This is a genomic window from Streptomyces sp. 2A115 (assembly GCF_052245575.1).
Lineage (GTDB): Bacteria > Actinomycetota > Actinomycetes > Streptomycetales > Streptomycetaceae > Streptomyces.
Genome location: NZ_JBQQCG010000120.1, coordinates 1 through 17,023, shown reverse-complemented (window position 1 = coordinate 17,023; position 17,023 = coordinate 1). Strand labels below are relative to the sequence as shown.

Sequence of the window (17,023 nt, the reverse complement as noted above, 5' to 3'; positions counted from 1 at the left end):
TGGCTGCACAAGCATGTCGGCGCCGTACAACAGCCCTCACGTGATCGCGATGGCACATGATGTTGCCGCCGGTGTGCTCCGGGAGAAGCGGAAGAAGCGCCAGGCGAAGCTGATGCCGACGGTGCTGATCGTGGACCTGAGCGGCAACGACCTGCCGGATCTTCGGTGCTGCCCAGTGGCGTTCGGTGCCCTCTGGGAGCCCGGCGACGAGTTCCTCGCTGTCGGCGGCATGACCGTCAGTGCGCGCAGCCGGGAGCCCGGCGCCTGCCCCTTCCGTGGAGCAGTGGCCGACGGGCCGTCACGGCGTCAGGCGGACCCGGCACTGCGTCGGCTCTTGAACCACCACGCGCCGCCCCCGAGGACGAGTACGTCGGCACCGATGCCGATGGGCACTGCGAGGGGCCCCCGTGCACACCGAGGTGGTCCACACCGACCGCTGGTGGATGTGCCGTATCCAGTCGAGGACGACGCGGTTGGCTGTCGTCGTCGTGGTGCCGCGCTCGCCCCCACCGGGCACCAGCAGGACCTCCGCCTTGGTCACGCTGTCGAGGGACCGTTCCGCCACCATGGCCAGCTCGCCGGTGTCGGTGCGTATCCGCCCGGCCCTCTCGGCTACGGTCGTCACCGTCACCCCCGGCAGCCGGTTCAGCACTTCGTACGGGCCGACCGCGTCGAGCGCGGTGAACCCGGCGTACAGCCCGACTCGTCTGCCGACAGGGTTCTGACCTGGTCTTATGGCCTGGTCGGGGCCCTTCGTCGTGTCAGGGTGCATCCCGCTTCTACCTGCGAGTTCCCGGGAGTTCCCGCGCAAGTGTGCACGCGTTGTGCACTGGGGCACGGTGCCGGGCGGTGGGTTCGATGAGCGATGTCACCGACTGCATGCAGGGGTCCGCCGAGGGCCGGGGCTCCAACCTGGACGCATGGATTCGGTCTCTGTGCGCTCTGGTCGTGGCCGGGGTCGCCGCGTATGCCTCGTATGTTCACCAGCGTGAGTTCGCGCTGCAGGGTGGGGCGGATGAGGTCAGTGCTTCGTTGTGGCCGCTGTCCGTGGACGGGCTCCTGCTGCTGGCCACGGTCGGTCTGCTGAAGCCCTCGGGGGCAGGCACACGCCGGGCGCGCGGTGCCGTGTGGTCGGCGTTTCTGCTGGGGATCGCGGTCTCTCTGGCTGCGAACATCGCGGCGGCACCCGCCCTGGAGTGGAAGCCGGTGCTCGTCGCCGGGTGGCCTCCGGTCGCGTTGCTGCTGTCGGTGGAGCTTCTGGTGCACCGGCCGGTTGACCGGCTGGATGACACGGTGGCCCAGGAGGGAGACGGCAGCAGACGTGCGAAGGGCAAGCGACGGCAGCGGGGCGAGGATCCGTTGCTGGGGCGGGCTCGGATGCTTGATGCCCGGCATCGGGAGCTGCATCACCGTCCCGCGTCGGCAGAGACCCTGCGGAAAGAGCTGCGCGTCGGCGCGAGACGATCGAGGCAGTTGACCGCACTCGTACGGGGGAGCCGGAGTGGCAGCGACGATGCCGAGGTGCTCCGCGATCGGGTGGACGGACAGAAGGGCGGGCCTCCCGATTGAGCGCTGGCAATCGTGGCGACTTGCGAGGCGAGGCTGCTGCGTTTCCCGGCGCTGTTGTCGCCTGGCGGGCTCACCTTGCGGCGGCGACGTATGACTTGCTGGAGCGGCTTGGCCTCGGGTTCGAGTCCTGGGCAGGGCCGCACTCAAGGGCTGGTTGTGCCACGCCCACTGTGAGGTGAGCACACCGCTCTGTGCGATCCGCACTGCGCAGGTTCGAGCCCTCGGTAAGGCTCGCGCAGGGGACCATACTCGCGTGCGCGGGGAGCAGATGAAGGCGGTCCGAGCCGAGGGCGGCAGCGAGGGACCATCCCCGCGCGCGCGGGGATGGTCCCTACCGGCCGCCGCCTAGCCCCGGACATGACGACTGCTCCCCGCACGCGCGGGGATGGTCCCAAGGTCGCGGGCGCACTACGTCGTCGGTCTCGCTGTTCCCGTCGTGCAGTCGGTTGGCGGTCTCCGTCACGGCCTGCCTCCTTCCTTCTTCTGAGGGGCGAGTGCGTCGGCGGGCGGCGCCGGGACGTCTGCCGGTCTAGGGCTGCCGCCGTCGGCGTCGGTTGCCGTCACCGGGAGGGCCCGCAGCGAGCGCACCGGGGAGAGGGCCAGGACGACGACCGGAACGAGCAGAAGAACGGTGCCGGCGACCAGGGCGCTGCGGACCCCGTGCAGGGTGCCGATGGCTCCGGCGATGGGCGCGGCCAAGGGCCGCGAGCCTCCCGTGAGCCAGGTGCTGACCGCCTGCATGCGTCCCTGTAGACGGGGCGCGGTGATCATCTGCCGGATGGACCGCTGAGTGGTGCCGACCGCCGCCGCGCACAGCAGCTGGACGGCGAGCGCGGCGCCTATCGCGATCTGCCAGGAGCGCCCCTCAGACGCGATCAGCAGCGGGAGCTGGGTGATCGGGGTCAGGATCAGCGCGGTGAGCATCATCGGACCGGGCCCGAACCACCGGGTCATGCGCGGGGCGAACAGGGCTCCGGCGCAGCTGCCCAGGGTGGCGGCCCCCATGACGAGGCCGAACGCCGTGGAGTTGAAGTCGAGTTCACGCAGGAGGTTTGTTTCCGCAGAGACCGTGTCCCCCGCAGGTGGTGTCGCTTTACAGCCGGGCTGCCGATTCGGCCTGTGTCGCATTCGCGCAGCTCAGCGTGTCGCTTTCTCCGGGCTGGCACGTGACGAAGCCCACTCTAGCGAGCGGTCTTGTGCTGGGGGTCGAGACAACGAACTTGATCCCGCCGCCTACTTCGACCTCGGGTCTCGGGACGCTGTTCCCAATATGTGGAAGGAGACAGGAGTCCGCGCTTCAGGGAAGAGGAAGCGGTCGAGGTGCTCAATGGTGAATCCCGCCCGTGTGATGGCTTCTTGAGTGTCGCGGCCGGTGTGACACCCGCCGACGAGGAGCGGCCAGACGGTGGCGTCCAGCAGGCGCTGAACTCGGAAGAGGCCGGAGGTATCGGCGCGGATGTGTTCCAGGAAACGGAGTTGTCCACCTGGTCTGAGTACGCGGAGGGCTTCACCGAGGGCCACATTGAGGGTTGTTCATCCTGAAGTCGCTGGTCACGGGGCTGGTGTGATCGGGTCTCGGTGTGCTCGTGCTGGTCGTGGGCGGCTGTCCGACACAGTGATCGTCTGACACGCAGTACGGTGGGTGCGCGACCTGCAAGCGGATGACCGTGCCCTCGATGATGGGCAGTTCGGCGCCGTGGACGATCCAGGCCGAGCGGTGAGTCAGTCGGGGGTGGAGCCGGTCCCAGGCCCGCACGGTCGCCTTCCCATAGAGGCGGGTGTCGGCGACCGTGACGGCCTGCTCGGTGCCCCAGGTGTCGGGCTTGCCGAAGACGAACTCGGTGCCGTGCTTGGGCGGCCGCCCTGGGGGTCGTAGACGCGGGGCGGGGTCGGTCGGCGCATCACCCGGTCCGAGCGCATCCGGCCCAGCATCTCGATCGGCAGGCCGGCCAGGAGATGAGCCAGCCGCGGAGCGTCGTAACCGGCGTCGACCACGATGAGGATGCCCGGATCGCCCACCTGCCACTGATTCGCCGCAACGAGGCGGTCGACGACCTCACGGATCTGGGCGGTGGTGACCGCCGAGACGTCGGCGCCGGGCTCCAGCCGGATCGCGTCCAAGACCGCGGTCCACGACGTCCGACGGGTCTCCAGGGCGGCGACGATGTCCTGGCCCGGCAGTGTGGTGTTCTGGGCCCGCGAGGCGTGCAGTGCGGTGGCGGCGACCGAGTCGGGGTTGCGCACGTTCCGGTTTGCCAGCCAGGCGGTCCTACGGGGTCCGTCTCGTCGGGCAGCGAGCACGCAGGCCATGGTTCGTCACAGGGCCAGAGCAGCGGGCCGCCGATCGAGCTGTCCCGTGCGGTCGGCTCTCCCCGCTCCGGGTGGAGCACAACGGCCTCGCGCACAAAGGGAGCGAGGCCCGGCAGCGCATCGAGTATCGGTTCGGTCGAGGGTCTCGGGAGGTGCGTCATGGTGTCTTCTCGTCAGCCGGTCGCGGATCGCTCGTAACGTACAAGTCCGCATCTGCCGATTGCCGGGTGCCGTCGGCAGAGGGCGCCGCTCCCGTCGCGGCGGCGAACGCGGGGCCGTCCCCCGTCTCCCCGTCCCCTCTGAAGTGTCGGAAGCGCGCCTTGGTGGAATGACACCGGAATCGGCTGGTGGACGGATACGGGGGATGGGCCCATGGGCTACGAGGAACTGATGACCGCTGCCGTCAAGGAGCGTGTCGCCGCCGAATGCGAGCGATGGTTGCGGGCCGGACTGTCCACCGAGCGTTGTGATCGGCCGGCCGCCGAGGCCGCCGTCGCTGCCCGGTATCGGGCCCATGGGCTGCCCGCGCCGGAGACCGTCGTCTGGATGGACTCCCCGCTGGGCGGCGCGCTGGCCTCCTGGGTGTTGCGCCGCGGCTTCGAGGACCGGCTCGACGGGACGCTGTTCACGAATGCCGCCGTGGGGCCGCCGATACAGCTGGTGCCGGAGTTCGCCGAGCAGGCCGAGCGGCGGCTCCGCGAGCAACTCCCCTCGGGGGGAGGCGGGCACGCGAGGCGGCGGCTGGCCGGGCCGTTCGGGGACGCCCGGGTCGACGCGCAGACGGCGCTGGTCAAGGCTCTCGGCGCACCCCTGAGGGACTTCCTCGGACTGACGTGGGAGAGCGGGGAGTCCGGCGCCTATGAACTGAACGAGGAGATGGAGAACGTACTCAGACACTCGATGAAGCCGAACAAGGTGCTGAGCAGTCTCGGATCGATGGGCTACCGGAACATGATCGCGAACCTCCGCGGTCCGATCCCGACGCACATCGTGCAGCCCGAGGTGATCATGGACGTCATCACCCCGCCGCCTCCGCCGAGCCGCGAGGAGATCTACCTCTGGGAGGAGTTCGGCGGCGGAATGCACTCCTGGTCGTCGTCCGCGGGGGACCTGATCCACTGGCGGTACATGCTGTCCGCCGCCGGGCTGCCCGCGTCACCGGCCCTGGACGCCGAACAGGACGCCCTGAACCGGGCCGACGGGTGGTGGCCCCTGGAGGACGCGGTCGTCCTCACCGAACGGCCCGTCGTCCTGCGGTACAAGGGGCCTGCCCCGGACGCCATCGACCCGACGAACGTGCTGATCAGGTATGCGGACGGTTATCAAGTGGAGAGGGCGTAGGGCGACGGCCGGCCCGAAAGGAGTGCATGGGGCCGGCACCTGGCAGATCGGGATCAGGAGCGATGCGATCATCGCAATGAAGATCCGCCATTCTGATTTCCGCTGGTCAACAGGGCTGGTGTGAGGTCTCCGCGGGGTTCTCGTGCTGGTCGGGTGGGAGATCGTTAGCACGTGATCGTCCGTCACGGGCGGCCTCTGGGATTCTCGGGGCCGGGGCAGCGGGCCGCTGCATAGCCTCCTGGTGGGAGGGATGTGCATGACGGATGTGCTGACATGGACGGTCCGGCAACGGCTTGAGCTGGAAGGACGGGCTGAGCTGCGCCGCAAGGAACTGTCCGGGATCGAGTCGCAGTTGGCCCGGCTGGAAGCAGCCGAAGTGGTGTTCGGGCAGTGGGCCGAGGCGACCGATGGTGGACGCCGGTCGTCGGGCATCGTGGAGCCGGAGCCGGAGCCGGAGCCGGAGCCGGAGCCGGAGCCGGAGCCGGAGCCGGAGCCGGAGCGTGTCGTGGCGGGGCCGGGTGCGGGTGCGGGCGGGATGCGTCTGGTGCCGGACCGGTCCGAGGGGATGGGGATGGAGTCCCTGACCTCGGTGTACCGGAGGATCATGGAGATCGTGACCGGGGCGGACGGTCCGGTGATGGCCAAGGACGTCGCAAGGATGCTGGGCCGGGAGCTCACGCCGGGCAAGGCCGAGCCGGTCCGGGGCCAGCTGCGCAAACTTGCTGGCCGGGGCCGGATCTCGCGGACCGGAGCCGGCCGCTATCTGCCGCGCTGAGCGGCAGGGACGACGGGGGACCGGCCGATTCCCGCCGTAACGCGAGGGCCCCCGGCGGGTGTTGGTGAATCTGTGACGAAAAACCAGCCCGCCGAGGGCGCTCAGCATGCTGTCTACCAGGTTCGGCTTCCGGTGTCGAAGCGGACCCTCGATCTCGTCGGCGGCCTGATACGCCAGGAACGCAATCAGCTGAACACCCGCTGGCGCAAGGTCAGTTCCGGGACCCAGGCGGTCGTCGTGCTCGCCGTGCTCCGTCACGACCAGCGTCTTGCCGACACGGCCGGCGGTAACGCGGTCTCCGCCTCCACCGTGCGCCGCTGGGTGATGGAAGTGATCCGGCTGCTGTCCGCCCGTGCACCGCGCCTGGACCGCGCACTGAAGAAGATCGCCCGTGCCGGCGGGATCGTGGTCCTGCTGGACGGCACCCTCATCCGCACTCGGCGCCGCACCGGGAAGGACAACCGGAAGAACTGCAGCGGCAAACACAAGTCCCATGGCCTGCTGTTTCTCGCGCTGACCGACGAGCAAGGCAACTTGATCTGGATCTCGACGGCGAAGCCGGGCCGGTCCAGCGAGATCACCACCGCCCGCCACAACAAGATCACCGGACACCTGCGCGAGGCCGGCCTCGGAGCCCTGGCCGATCTCGGATTCGTCGGCCTGGACGACGACCCCGATGACAACCCGTTGATCATCACCGGCCGCAAGGCCACCCGGAACCACCAGCTCACCGACGGGGAGAGAGAAGCGAACCGCCTGCTCAACCGCGAACGCGCCGCCGTCGAGCACGGCTTCGCGAACCTGAAATCGTGGCGCTGCCTCACCAAGGTCCGCATGAACACCCGTCACGCGACCACCCTCCTGCGAGCCCTCCTCGTCCTGGCGAACACCGAGGCAATGCCGGAAAGTTATGATTCGTTCTGGTTTGTCAAGTAGCTCTGCGGGTCGGCGTGTTCGTGGCGGCGAGCGGCCTCGTGGGGGTGGCCGGCACTGGCTGTTCGGGTAGTCGGTAGGTTGCGGGTGCGGTTTTGACCAGCAGGTTCTTGCGTGCCCAGGCGCTGAGGTGTTGTGCGAGGGTGCTGTGTTTGACGGTGTTCAGCGCAGCGGTGATCTCACGGGCGTGCCAGGTGCGGTGAGGATCGGTGGCCATGACCGCGAGGACGTCTTCAGGGTGGACGGCGAGCTTGGACGGCTGCGGTGGTCCGTCCGGGATCTTGAAGGTGGCCGGTCCGGTCTTGATGAGGATCTGGCGCCTGGACCACCGGATCAGCTCGCCGGTCAGGTCGCCGCGGTCCAGCCGTAGCAGGGTGGCCAGTTCGATGGCCCGCCACTCACGCTCCGGAGCGGTGCCCATCGCGGCGAGCACATCCTCGAGCCTGCTGGTGTGCATCGGGACCGCGGGCGGCAGCAGGGTCTGGGCCGTCACGGGCGGGTCCTGCTGCGGGGCCGGATTCCGGCCGGGCGGAGCTGCTGTCGGTGCGGGGACGGGAGTGTCCTGCTGAGGGAAGTGGACGATGATGTCGAGGGCGGTGACCGGGGTGCTGACGGCCGGGCGGTCCTCGTCGGACCGGCGGTGTCCGTAACGAGCGGAGACGCCCTTGACGGTGCGCGCGCTGATCCGTGGTCGGCGCGGTGGCAGCAGGGCGCCGGTTACTGCCTCGGTGATCGGGCCGGTCAGCTCGCTGCCGGCGTCGGGCACGATGGCGGCGCCACGGGGGACGCTGTCGCGGGCGGCGACCAAGGCCGCGGTGAAGCAGGCCCGGTCCGGATCGCATCCGGGCACGGCATCGGTGGCGTCCAGCATCGCCATCCGCAAAAGCTGGTGGACCGTCAGCAGTGCCCACATCTCCTGGCGCAGGCCCTGAGGGTCACCCGAGCGCAGTACGCGGCCCCTGAGCATGGTGTGACGGAGCGCCAGGAACGTCACCTCGATCTCCCACCGCTGGTGGTAGAGGGCCAGCAGGTCTTCGGCCGGGTGGCGGCGCGCATCGGTCAGCGTGGTCACCAGCCGGTACGCGCCCTGATGGGTGCTGCCGTCCGCGCAGGTGACGGTGACGGTCGCGGCGATGACACGGACCGGAACCCCTGCGATGACCGACAGGAAGGAACCGTCGGCCAGGACCTGCAGCACGGCGGGCCTGCGCGAGGAGCAGATCCGCAGCAGCAGCGCAGCCCGTGAGGCGTGCACGGCGCGGATGAAGGCGTTCGCGTCGAAGCCGCGGTCGGCGAGCACCACCATGTCCTGCCGCAGATGGCCAACCAGGTGCAGGGCAGCCTCCACCTCACCGCGATACGGGCCGACGACCGCGCCGAGCAGGGCCCGCGTCCCGGTCTCCGCCAGGGCCATCACCGCCAGCAGCGGGTAGGCGGCCACCCCGGCGGCGACCTTGTACCTGCCCAGCCAGGCCACGTTGTCGCCGGTCTCGGGGACCCGGGTGGACCGGCAGCCGTCGAACGCGACCGTGCGCAGACCCCGCCAGGACACACCCCTCGTGCACGGACGGCCCAGCGGACCTGCCACAACCTCGAACAACTCCCGTAGCGGGTCCGGTCCCACCCGCCGACGCACACAGGCCAGACCTGCCGCGGTCACCGACGCCACGAGGTGCCCCGCCTGCCGCAACGCTCCGGCCAGGGTGTCCCACACCCGGCCGTAGGAAGCGCCTGGGAACAGGGCCAGCGCCAGCACGAAGTACACCGCCACCCGGGCCGGCACCGTACGCGTCCGCCCCCGGCGGCCCGGCTGGTCAAGGACATCGTCGACCAATTCGAAGGGGAGATATCGGGTCAGGGCGCCGAGATGCCCCGGAGCGAACACTCCGCAGGCCGTTGTGAAGGTCTGAGTCAGCGTCGTCGTGCCACACTGGTCCGTCAACGGGACCTCCGGTGTTGGTCTGTCTTGGTCGACGACTCAACTTCCAGGGGTCCCGTTCTGTTCTCCCGACCCGCCACCTCGACACACCGCCGCCGGGTGCTTGACAAGCCGCAACTTCACATAACTTTCCGGCATTGCTTCGCGGTTCGTGAGGACCAGCAAGGTCCTGACCAGGGCGGTCGCCCAGGCGGGGTCGGTGCGCACCTTGCCGAGGACGCGCCAGTTCTTGAGGTGGGCAAAGCCGTGCTCGACCGGCGCCCGGACGGCCGCCAGTGCCTTGTTGGACAGCTTCTGGCCTCGCGTCAGAGGCCGGTTCCGGGCGGCCCTGTAGCCGGTGATCACCGCCGGGTCGGCGTCGGGGCCGCCGTCGTCGAGGCCGACGAATCCCAGGTCGGCGATGGCGCCGAGCCCGACTTCCCGCAGTTTCTGGGTGAGCTTGTCGTGCCGGCAAGCGGTGATCTCCGAGGTGCGCCCGGGGCGGGCCGCCGAGATCCACAGCAGCCGGCCCCGGTCGTCGGTGAGGGCGATCACGAGCAGGCCGTGGCATTTGTTCTTGCCGGAGTAGTTCTTCCGGTTCTCCTTCCCGGTTCTGCGCCGGGTGCGGACCACCGATCCGTCCAGCAGTACGATGCCGCCACCCATTCGGGCGATCTTCTTCAGGGCCCGGTCCAGGCGTGGGGCGCGGGCGGCGAGCAAGCCGATGACCTCGCGGACCCACCGGGTAACGGTGGTGCGGTGTACTCCGTTGCCGCCGGCCAGGTCGCCGGGCCGCTGGTCACAGCGCAGCACCGCGAGCACGATGGTGGCGATCTTCCCCGCGGGCAGGGCGCGCCACCTGGAGCCGATCTTCTTGAGGTGGCCGCGTATCAGGTCGGCGAGCCAGTTCAGGGTGGCGCTCGACAGCGGCAGGCGGGCGGTGTAGACGAGGCCGTCAGGGCCCTCGACGGAACTGTTGTTTTTCGTCACACCAAACTCAACTGCCGTCGGGGGACCGTCAGTTACGCCCCCGCACCGCACAGTTACGGACGTGCCGTGAACTGCCCGTCAGGGCGTTTGTGCAGCCAGCCGCGGTCGGCGAGCTTGGTCATCTTCGCCCGCAAAGGTTCCAGCTTGCCGCGCGCCGAGGCGTCCAGGCCCAGCCGCTCGCCGACCGCCCGGACCTGCACCGGACCGTCGGCCTCCCCCACGATCGCCAGGATCTTGCGGTAGTCGCCGGGCAGCGCGCCCTCGTCGGCAGCGTCGCTGCGGTGCGGGATGAGCAGGACTGCCCGCCCGGCCACCTTCGCCGATACCGGAGCGACAGCCCCGGCGTCGGCCCGGGCCTGTTCGGCCAGGCGGTTCAACACTCGCTCCGCGATCGCCAGTTCATCCCGCTCGGCCTGGACCTCCTGAAGCTGCTTGGCCAACTCCTCGGCGAGAGCGTCCAGTTCACTCCGACGTGCCGTGATCCACTGCCGCTCCTGCATCCCCCCGCGCCCTCCCGCGTTCTCACGGCGTGTCGACCTGCTGACGGATCGTAGGCGGGGGCCGGCCGTAGGCGCAGCCGAACCCGGCATCCCGCCGGAGCCGAACCCGCCCGATGATCTCCGCCATGGTCATCGGCCGCCGACCGGCACGAGTATCCAACTCACCATTCACACCAGACCTGTGACCTGCGACTTCACGATGCACACCGCTCATTGGCTCTCCCGGGCTCAATAGGGTCAGGCAGTGAAGTACAGGCGGCCGGCCTGGCAGCCCCGCATCCACGGCCGCGCCATCCGGGCCCCGTAACTCGACCGTGCCCAGCAGCAGAAACTCTGTCATGCACATCCCCCGCAGTCGCTCTGCACAATCCGCGCACCGGGCTGTCACCGCCCCGCCGACATCGCAACCCAACCCGCGCTGACCAGTGAAGCAAGGTTTTCGCAAGGTTCCTGCCCACATTCACGCCACACCGTGTGGACAGCGGCGCCCACGAAGGGAGGCACCGGCCCGAAGCCTGCGCATCGGAAATGGCCCCGGCCCGTCCTGCTGTTCGTACCCGGGCGGTCAGCGGAGCCCTGCTCTGCCAGGGGCCTGTACGAACCCTGCCAACCCGCTGAACAGCGGGTACGCCCACGAAGGGGGAACATCCATGGAAAACCGTGTACGGCGCGGCCTGGCGGCAACCGCCGCTGCGCTCTCACTCGGGTTCGGTCTGTCAATCGCCGGACCGGCTACCTCTGCACACGCCACAGCCGCCGACTGCGAGGGCGGCGCCAACGGGTTCATCGACATCTCCGACGACGCGTCCGGGAGTGTTGTCCGGTCAGTCGACATGGGTGCCGGCCGTGCCGTCACCCTCCATCGCGGCAACATCCGTGGACTCGATCGAGGCTGGGCCAAGATCAGCGGTACCACCGTCAACGGGGACCTGGTGTGGATGGACTGGACGACGAACAACGGCTCGACGTGGCTCCAGTGCGGACCGTTCGCCGTCAACCGCGGCGCGGGCACCTCGAAGACCAGCGCCGCGAAGACGACAAGCAGTTCGTCCAGCTACCGGTTCCGGGCCTGCGGCTACCTCAAGAACGCCGGGCAGACGAAGTGCACGTCGTGGTGGTGACCTCACCACGGTGGCACCCCGATCTCGGGGCACGGAGCCACAGGTCCCGCGCCCCGTACCCGGACCCATCGAATGTCTGGGTTCGCTACGGGCGCTGCTCCATCTCGGCGTGCAGACGGGATGCCTCGGTACGAAGGATCTCGGTGAGCGTCTCCCTGTCTGCGCCGTACGTCTTGTTTGCGTGGCAGTTGGGGCAGAGGGCGATCACGGCGCTGGGGTGGTCACGTCCACCGGTCGCGTGATCGTCGATGTGGTCCACTTCTAGGCCCGGACTTCGCGGGTCACCGTTTCAGGTGTGTGGCCAGCGGGTTGTTCCGATGTCGGTGTCGAGGAGGTGGAGTTGCACTCCGCGGGTGATCTGGACGGTGGGCGGGTCGGTGATGTTGCCGATCCGCAGCGTGAGTTCGCCGAGGTGGTAGACGATCATGCGGCCGGTCGGGCGGATGCGGCGGTTGTCGGGGTAGAGGCCGGCCATGGTCTGCTTGGGGCCGAGGGCGCGTCTGACCTGCCGCTCGATCAGGCAGAACACCAGCAGGGCCAGGCAGATGACCTGGATCAGAGCGGCGACACGTCGGTTGTGTTGGACGAAGATTGGTGCGATCGCGAGCGGCCCTTTGACGTCGTGGTAGCGGCGCTCGACCGTGCCCTGGCCCTTGTAGTGGATCAGGACCTGGGCCGGGTCGGCCTGATTGGCCGGGATGCTGGTCAGCAACGCGTACCAGCCGTCGACCGCGGCTTCGCCGTCCAGGACGTCTTGGCCCAGGACCAGGTCAGGGTGGGTGTGCCCTGCTCGTTCTCGGTGATGCTCCAGCGCAGGCAGGAGGAGACGCGGCGCTTGGCGGTGATGACACCGACGGGGCAACGATCTTCACCCGGGTCTTGTAGTGCCGCCCGCCCGCTGCGGAAGCGAGCTTGTCGAGGTCCTCGCCGGCCTTGGTCAGGCGCTTGTCCCGGGCCGCCTGCTGACCGGCCGCCACGGCGGTGGAGTGGACCAGGATCCGGCGCACGGTCAGGGCCGGATCACTCTTACGGCGCCCGGACAAGGTGTGGGTGTCCTCCAGGACCCGGTAGGACTCCCGCCGCGCGGCAGGTCTGTCCGCGTCCCGCTGCGGCACCCAGTCCACGATGTCTGCCCGGGCCGGGTCCAGGGCGGCGTAGACCTCGTCCTTGACCTGCGCGGCCGGTGCCGGGGCGACGAACTGAACCCCGGCGGCCAGCAGGGCGGTGACGTTGTCGTAGGACACCAGTTTGGAGTCGGCGACCATGAGGAAGTCGCGGGTGCCGGCCATCGTGCGCAGGTCTTTCATCGCGCCGACGACCTGGCTGACCTCGGCCGCCGGTCCGCCGAAGACGCGCGCGTGCAGGGGGGTACCGCCGTCGGCTGTCACCGCGAGTCCGGCCTGGACGTGTTTCAGGTCCGTGCGCCGGTCCTTGGGGTGTCCGTAGCCGATGACGGGGAAGTCCTCGTCCGTCCTGGCCCTCGGCCGGGTAGTCCCCGTGCACCGACATGCTCGTCATGTCCCAGTGCACACGGGCCACATCGATCCCGAACTCGCCAATCGCCCGCGCCCCGACCGTGCCCGCGATCCGTTCCAGATGCGGGGCGATCGCGTCCAGGGCCCGGGCGAGGCGGTCATCGTTGAGGAGGTCCGCCTCGATCCCGAAGACCTCCTCCACCGCCCAGCTGCGGGCCCAGTCCCCGACCCGCACCAATGGGGCGGGCGCGGTCAGCCGGTTGGCCACCGGCACCTCGATCACCTGCGCGTGCGTCACATGCGCACTCGCCTGAGGAGGAAGGCGGCGGTGGACAGCGCGGCCAGCGCACCGGCCTGGCCGGGGCCCGCACCGAGAGTGGTAACGGCGAGCAGCGGGATCGCTACGTAGCCGACATTGCTGCCGAGGTGGCTGAGGGCGCTTGCGGCGAAGAGCTTCAGCCTTCATCGACGTCGCCGCCGAAGAGCGCCAGCCGTGTGGCGTGGTGGCGTTCGGCGCCCCGACGACGGAGGCGGTCCCGACGCGGCCCCCGCCTGGCGCGCCCTGGGCCACTGCCTGCTCCTGGACGGCACGGATGGCATCGACGTTCGGCGCGGGAAGGGCCGATGTCGCGTGAGCCGGGGTGGCCAGGGCCACCATGGCGACACCCGTTGCCAGAAACTTGCTTGTCTGATGCGCATGCTTGGCTTTCTCAGCCAGGGGATTGTCATGTGGCGAAGGCGCACCGGGTCCGGGACGCCTCGCCGGAATCAGAGTCTGTGCCTCAGGTCCGACACGGTCCGAAGTCCCTCTGCGCGTCGGGCGCATCCTGAAAAATGGGCGCGAACTGCCCGACCGGCCAGGCAGGCAGGGGCGTGGGGAGATACGAACCGAGCTGACAGGCCATGAGGAAGTCATCCTGTGCTCGGGCGTGCTCACCAGGCTGGTGCACTTCACCGTGGCCGCCGAAAGTCGGCCCGGTATGGAGGCAAGCGAGCATGCGGCGAGGCGACTCGGGGCTGTCCGCAGTGCCCTACCGCGGCGTCGCCAGCGTACGCCGCAGCCAGTTGAGCCGGGCGGCGCGCGCGTCGCGGGACAGGTTGGCGGTGGGGACGAAGAAGTCGAAACCGTGGAAGCCGCCGGGAAACACGTGGAGTTCGGCGTCACCGCCGGCCTCCCAGATCCGGGTGGCGAAGGTGACCACCTCGTCGCGGAGCATCTCGACGGCGCCGACCTCGAGATAGGTCGGTGGCAGCCCGGACACATCCTCGGCCCGGGCAGGAGCGGCGTAGGAGGGCACGGCCGGTGTGCCGCAGCGGTCGCCGAGGACGTGGTTCCAGGCGGCCGCGTTCGTCGCCGGGTTCCAGCCCCCCAGGTGGGCCAGTTGGGCCGCCGACGGGGTGTTGTTGCGGTCGTCGAGCATGGGGCAGACCAGCATCTGCCCCAGCGGCCGCGGGTCCAGGCGATCACGCAGACGCAGGGACAGGCCGCCCGCCAATGCGCCGCCACCGCTCAGCCCGAGGAGGACGATCCGCTCCGGGTCGACGCCGAGGTCCAGGGCATTGGCCGTGACCCACGTCAGAGCCGTCAGGCAGTCCTCCAGCGCGGCCGGATGAGGATGCTCGGGAGCCAGTCGGTACTCGACGGAGACCACGGCGGCGCTTACCTCCTTGGCCAACTGCAGGACGTAGTCCAGGTTCTGCCGTGCGTGACCCATCACCATGCCGCCGCCGTGCAGGTAGTACAGCACAGGCAGGCGACCGACGGCCCCCGCAGGCCGGCACACCAGCAAGGACACGTCGGCCGTGCCCTCCGCCGTGGAGGCCACGTGCTCCTCGATGGTGAAAGCGCCGCTCCCGCGCAGGTCGTCAAGGGTCGGGAACGCAGCGGCGGCGGCACGCCGCTCCTTGATGAACTCGTGTGTCAGGTCGATGCGCAGGCTGTCGAGGTCGACTGCTGCTGCGATTTCGGGGTCGATGGGCGGCACTACGGCAGACATGGGTGGTTCCTGGATTCTGTGGAGGTGGGCCGGGAACGGCGATCATGTGCCGTGCGCGGACGGAGCACGAAGCCCGCTTGCCACCTTGGCAAGCGGGTGCCGGTCGGCCGTACCCACCGGCGAACGACCGCCGAGTCCCGGCCCACTTTCAGCTGATCCCGGCGGCTCCGCCGGCCTCGTCCCATGTCTTGAGGCGCATGCGCTCGCCCTGGGCGCCGAAGAGGCTGAGGAATTCGACGGGTTGATCGCCCGCGTTGCTGAAGGCATGCGGTAGTCGCGTGTCGAATTCGGCTGCCTCCCCTGCCTGGACGACGAGTTCCGCCCCGCCTGCCGTGATGCGCAGCCGTCCGAACAGGACGTAGATCCAGTTGAAACCCTGGTGAGTGTTCAACGCGGGTGCCTCCGCGGCTGCCGGTCCCATCGGCAGGACGTGCTTGTGGGCATGCGGCCCGCCGTAGTGGCGCACCAAAGGGATCACCGTGCGGCCCTGCTGGGGTACGGCGACCGGGCGCAGGTGGATACGGGGGTCGCCCGTCTGCGGGGCGCCCACCAGCTCGTCCAGCGGCACGTTGTACGCGGCCGCCAGGGGAAGCAGCAGATCAAGGGTGTATTTGCGCTTCCCGGACTCCAGCCTGGACAGCGTGCTCGGGGAGATGCCGCTGATGGCGCTGATGTCGTCCAGGGTGGCGTGGCGCTCCTGCCGAAGGGCCCGCAGACGCCCGCCGACCGAACGCAGGACACCGTCTACCTCATCGTGGTTCACACGCGCATCTTGCCGGGTCGGCAAGCGGCCTTGGACTGGCAGGGCGGCCGGTCGCAAGATCACCGGCGACGGAAGGGAATCACCATGACGAACGAACAGCCCCTCTACGACGCCGTCGTCATCGGCGCCGGCGCGGCCGGTCTCAACGCGGCGCTCACCCTCGGGCGAGCCCGCCGCTCCGTGCTGGTCGTCGACGCCGGACAGCAGCGCAACGCACCCGCACGGTCCATCCACAACTACCTGGGGCATGAGGGCATCGCCCCAGCCGATTTCCTTGACCTCGCACGGCGCGAGATCCACCGCTTCGGAGTCGAGTGCGTCACGGCCTCAGTGGTCGCCGCGGCGCGTGAGACGGATGCCCACTTCGGCCTTGAACTCGACAACGGCGCCACCGTACGAGCGCGTCGGCTGCTCCTGGCCACCGGACTGGTGGACGAACTTCCCGACGTGCCCGGCGTGGCCGAGCGCTGGACACGCGAAGTACTGCACTGCCCGTACTGCCACGGATGGGAAGTGCGGGATCAGCCCATCGGCGTCCTGGCCACGACCGCGGCGGGAGTGGAACAGGCGCTGCTCTGGACCCAGTGGAGCGACAAGATCACCCTGCTCATGCACACGGGGCCGCTCCTCGACGACACGGCACGGGCACGCCTGAACGCCCGCTCGGTGGACGTAGTGGAAGGGAAGGTGGCAGCCCTGGACGTCGTGGACGACCGGCTGGCGGCGGCACTGCTCACCGGCGGCAGGCGCGTGGACCTCACGCATCTCGTGGTCGCGCCCCGCTTCACCGCCCGCGTCACAGGGCTGGCCGGGCTGGGCCTGGAAATCACGGACTGGGAGATGTTCGGGCAGGTCGCCGGCAGTTACGTGGCCGCGAACGCGCAAGGTGCGACCAACGTGGCCGGAGTGTTCGCGGCGGGCAATGTCACCAGCGTCACCGAGACGGTGATCGGCTCTGCGGCCGCCGGACTGAAGGCAGCGGCCGGACTGAACCTCGACCTCATCGCCGAAGACACCCGGCGAGCCATCGCGACTTGACGGCCGGCCCGATGCCGGCAGGAGAAGTGGCATCTTCGTCGTCGGTTCCCGAGTGTTGGCAACCCGAGGATTTGGCCGGGCGACGCAGTGTGCCGACCGCCGCAGCCGAGCACGAGCAAGTGCCGCTTTGAGCGGGTGCCGCAGACAGTGGTGGTCCACGGCCGCTTACCGGTAGTTCGTTAAATCCGGCGGTGGTGGGGATTGACGACGGGTCGGTCTGGTCGTAGGCCGGTAGCAGGAGCCAACTGCCTTGCCGGGGGCTGAAGATGACTGCTCGCCGTCCGTGTCCGCCC

17 protein-coding genes and 2 pseudogenes are annotated in these 17,023 nt (G+C 69.5%); 7 read left to right on the top strand and 12 right to left on the bottom strand.

The window, feature by feature from the left end; genetic code table 11:
- Nucleotides 1-298: 298 nt before the first annotated feature.
- Nucleotides 299-772: a DJ-1/PfpI family protein gene (locus ACTWQR_RS51275; RefSeq protein WP_443234233.1), complete on the bottom strand. Its 474-nt coding sequence runs from the start codon at nt 770-772 to the stop codon at nt 299-301.
- A gap of 86 nt (nt 773-858) precedes the next feature.
- Here ACTWQR_RS51275 and ACTWQR_RS51270 point away from each other — a divergent pair, with 86 nt between their 5' ends.
- Complete coding sequence (locus ACTWQR_RS51270) at nt 859-1,569, top strand: DUF2637 domain-containing protein (protein ID WP_443234232.1); 711 nt, start codon at nt 859-861, stop codon at nt 1,567-1,569.
- Nucleotides 1,570-2,028: 459 nt separating this feature from the next.
- Here ACTWQR_RS51270 and ACTWQR_RS51265 read toward each other — a convergent pair whose 3' ends face one another.
- Nucleotides 2,029-2,697 carry an MFS transporter gene (locus tag ACTWQR_RS51265; protein WP_443234231.1) on the bottom strand — a complete coding sequence of 223 codons (669 nt, stop codon included), beginning with the start codon at nt 2,695-2,697 and terminating at the stop codon, nt 2,029-2,031.
- A gap of 228 nt (nt 2,698-2,925) precedes the next feature.
- On the opposite strand from ACTWQR_RS51265, the gene ACTWQR_RS51260 reads away from it, so the two are divergent.
- Nucleotides 2,926-3,111: a hypothetical protein gene (locus ACTWQR_RS51260; protein WP_443234243.1), complete on the top strand. Its 186-nt coding sequence runs from the start codon at nt 2,926-2,928 to the stop codon at nt 3,109-3,111.
- Between the two features lie 94 nt (nt 3,112-3,205).
- Here ACTWQR_RS51260 and ACTWQR_RS51255 read toward each other — a convergent pair.
- Nucleotides 3,206-3,735: pseudogene (locus ACTWQR_RS51255) on the bottom strand (transposase); the annotation flags it as partial.
- A gap of 516 nt (nt 3,736-4,251) precedes the next feature.
- Between ACTWQR_RS51255 and ACTWQR_RS51250 the strand changes: the two are divergent.
- The 3 genes from ACTWQR_RS51250 (at nt 4,252) to ACTWQR_RS51240 (ending at nt 6,931) form a co-directional block, all read left to right on the top strand.
- Entirely contained in the window at nt 4,252-5,220 is a 969-nt protein-coding gene (locus ACTWQR_RS51250) for a hypothetical protein (RefSeq protein WP_443234230.1), read from the top strand.
- A gap of 256 nt (nt 5,221-5,476) precedes the next feature.
- Nucleotides 5,477-5,995 (top strand): hypothetical protein, encoded by a 519-nt coding sequence (locus ACTWQR_RS51245; protein WP_443234229.1) that lies wholly within the window; start codon nt 5,477-5,479, stop codon nt 5,993-5,995.
- A 132-nt stretch (nt 5,996-6,127) separates the two neighbouring features.
- Nucleotides 6,128-6,931 carry a transposase family protein gene (locus tag ACTWQR_RS51240; protein WP_443234228.1) on the top strand — a complete coding sequence of 268 codons (804 nt, stop codon included), beginning with the start codon at nt 6,128-6,130 and terminating at the stop codon, nt 6,929-6,931.
- Here the strand turns inward: ACTWQR_RS51240 and ACTWQR_RS51235 are convergent.
- The 3 genes from ACTWQR_RS51235 to ACTWQR_RS51225 are packed head-to-tail and all read right to left on the bottom strand — an operon-like array spanning nt 6,924 to nt 10,336.
- Nucleotides 6,924-8,870 carry an IS4 family transposase gene (locus tag ACTWQR_RS51235; RefSeq protein WP_443234227.1) on the bottom strand — a complete coding sequence of 649 codons (1,947 nt, stop codon included), beginning with the start codon at nt 8,868-8,870 and terminating at the stop codon, nt 6,924-6,926. The two genes, ACTWQR_RS51240 and ACTWQR_RS51235, sit on opposite strands and share 8 nt — an antisense overlap.
- 36 nt (nt 8,871-8,906) lie before the next feature.
- A complete protein-coding gene (locus ACTWQR_RS51230) occupies nt 8,907-9,836 on the bottom strand; it encodes a transposase family protein (RefSeq protein ID WP_443234226.1) in 930 nt (309 codons plus the stop codon).
- Nucleotides 9,837-9,889: 53 nt separating this feature from the next.
- Nucleotides 9,890-10,336 (bottom strand): hypothetical protein, encoded by a 447-nt coding sequence (locus tag ACTWQR_RS51225; RefSeq protein ID WP_443234225.1) that lies wholly within the window; start codon nt 10,334-10,336, stop codon nt 9,890-9,892.
- Between the two features lie 650 nt (nt 10,337-10,986).
- Between ACTWQR_RS51225 and ACTWQR_RS51220 the strand changes: the two genes are divergently transcribed.
- Nucleotides 10,987-11,457: a hypothetical protein gene (locus tag ACTWQR_RS51220; RefSeq protein WP_443234224.1), complete on the top strand. Its 471-nt coding sequence runs from the start codon at nt 10,987-10,989 to the stop codon at nt 11,455-11,457.
- A gap of 85 nt (nt 11,458-11,542) precedes the next feature.
- On the opposite strand, the gene ACTWQR_RS51215 is transcribed toward ACTWQR_RS51220, so the two are convergent.
- The 6 genes and pseudogenes from ACTWQR_RS51215 to ACTWQR_RS51190 form a co-directional block, all read right to left on the bottom strand.
- Complete coding sequence (locus ACTWQR_RS51215) at nt 11,543-11,716, bottom strand: HNH endonuclease (RefSeq protein WP_443234223.1); 174 nt, start codon at nt 11,714-11,716, stop codon at nt 11,543-11,545.
- Nucleotides 11,717-11,746: 30 nt separating this feature from the next.
- Nucleotides 11,747-12,169 (bottom strand): hypothetical protein, encoded by a 423-nt coding sequence (locus ACTWQR_RS51210; RefSeq protein WP_443234222.1) that lies wholly within the window; start codon nt 12,167-12,169, stop codon nt 11,747-11,749.
- A 58-nt stretch (nt 12,170-12,227) separates the two neighbouring features.
- Nucleotides 12,228-12,845, bottom strand: a complete 618-nt coding sequence (locus ACTWQR_RS51205; protein ID WP_443234221.1) for a hypothetical protein — start codon at nt 12,843-12,845, stop codon at nt 12,228-12,230.
- A 274-nt stretch (nt 12,846-13,119) separates the two neighbouring features.
- A pseudogene (locus tag ACTWQR_RS51200) lies at nt 13,120-13,398 on the bottom strand (hypothetical protein); the annotation flags it as partial.
- 565 nt (nt 13,399-13,963) lie between these two features.
- Nucleotides 13,964-14,929 carry an alpha/beta hydrolase gene (locus tag ACTWQR_RS51195; protein WP_443234220.1) on the bottom strand — a complete coding sequence of 322 codons (966 nt, stop codon included), beginning with the start codon at nt 14,927-14,929 and terminating at the stop codon, nt 13,964-13,966.
- Between the two features lie 148 nt (nt 14,930-15,077).
- Nucleotides 15,078-15,692, bottom strand: coding sequence for a helix-turn-helix domain-containing protein (locus tag ACTWQR_RS51190; RefSeq protein ID WP_443234219.1), 615 nt, complete (start codon nt 15,690-15,692; stop codon nt 15,078-15,080).
- Between the two features lie 84 nt (nt 15,693-15,776).
- Between ACTWQR_RS51190 and ACTWQR_RS51185 the strand changes: the two genes are divergently transcribed.
- A complete protein-coding gene (locus tag ACTWQR_RS51185) occupies nt 15,777-16,730 on the top strand; it encodes an NAD(P)/FAD-dependent oxidoreductase (protein ID WP_443234218.1) in 954 nt (317 codons plus the stop codon).
- Nucleotides 16,731-17,023: the final 293 nt, after the last annotated feature.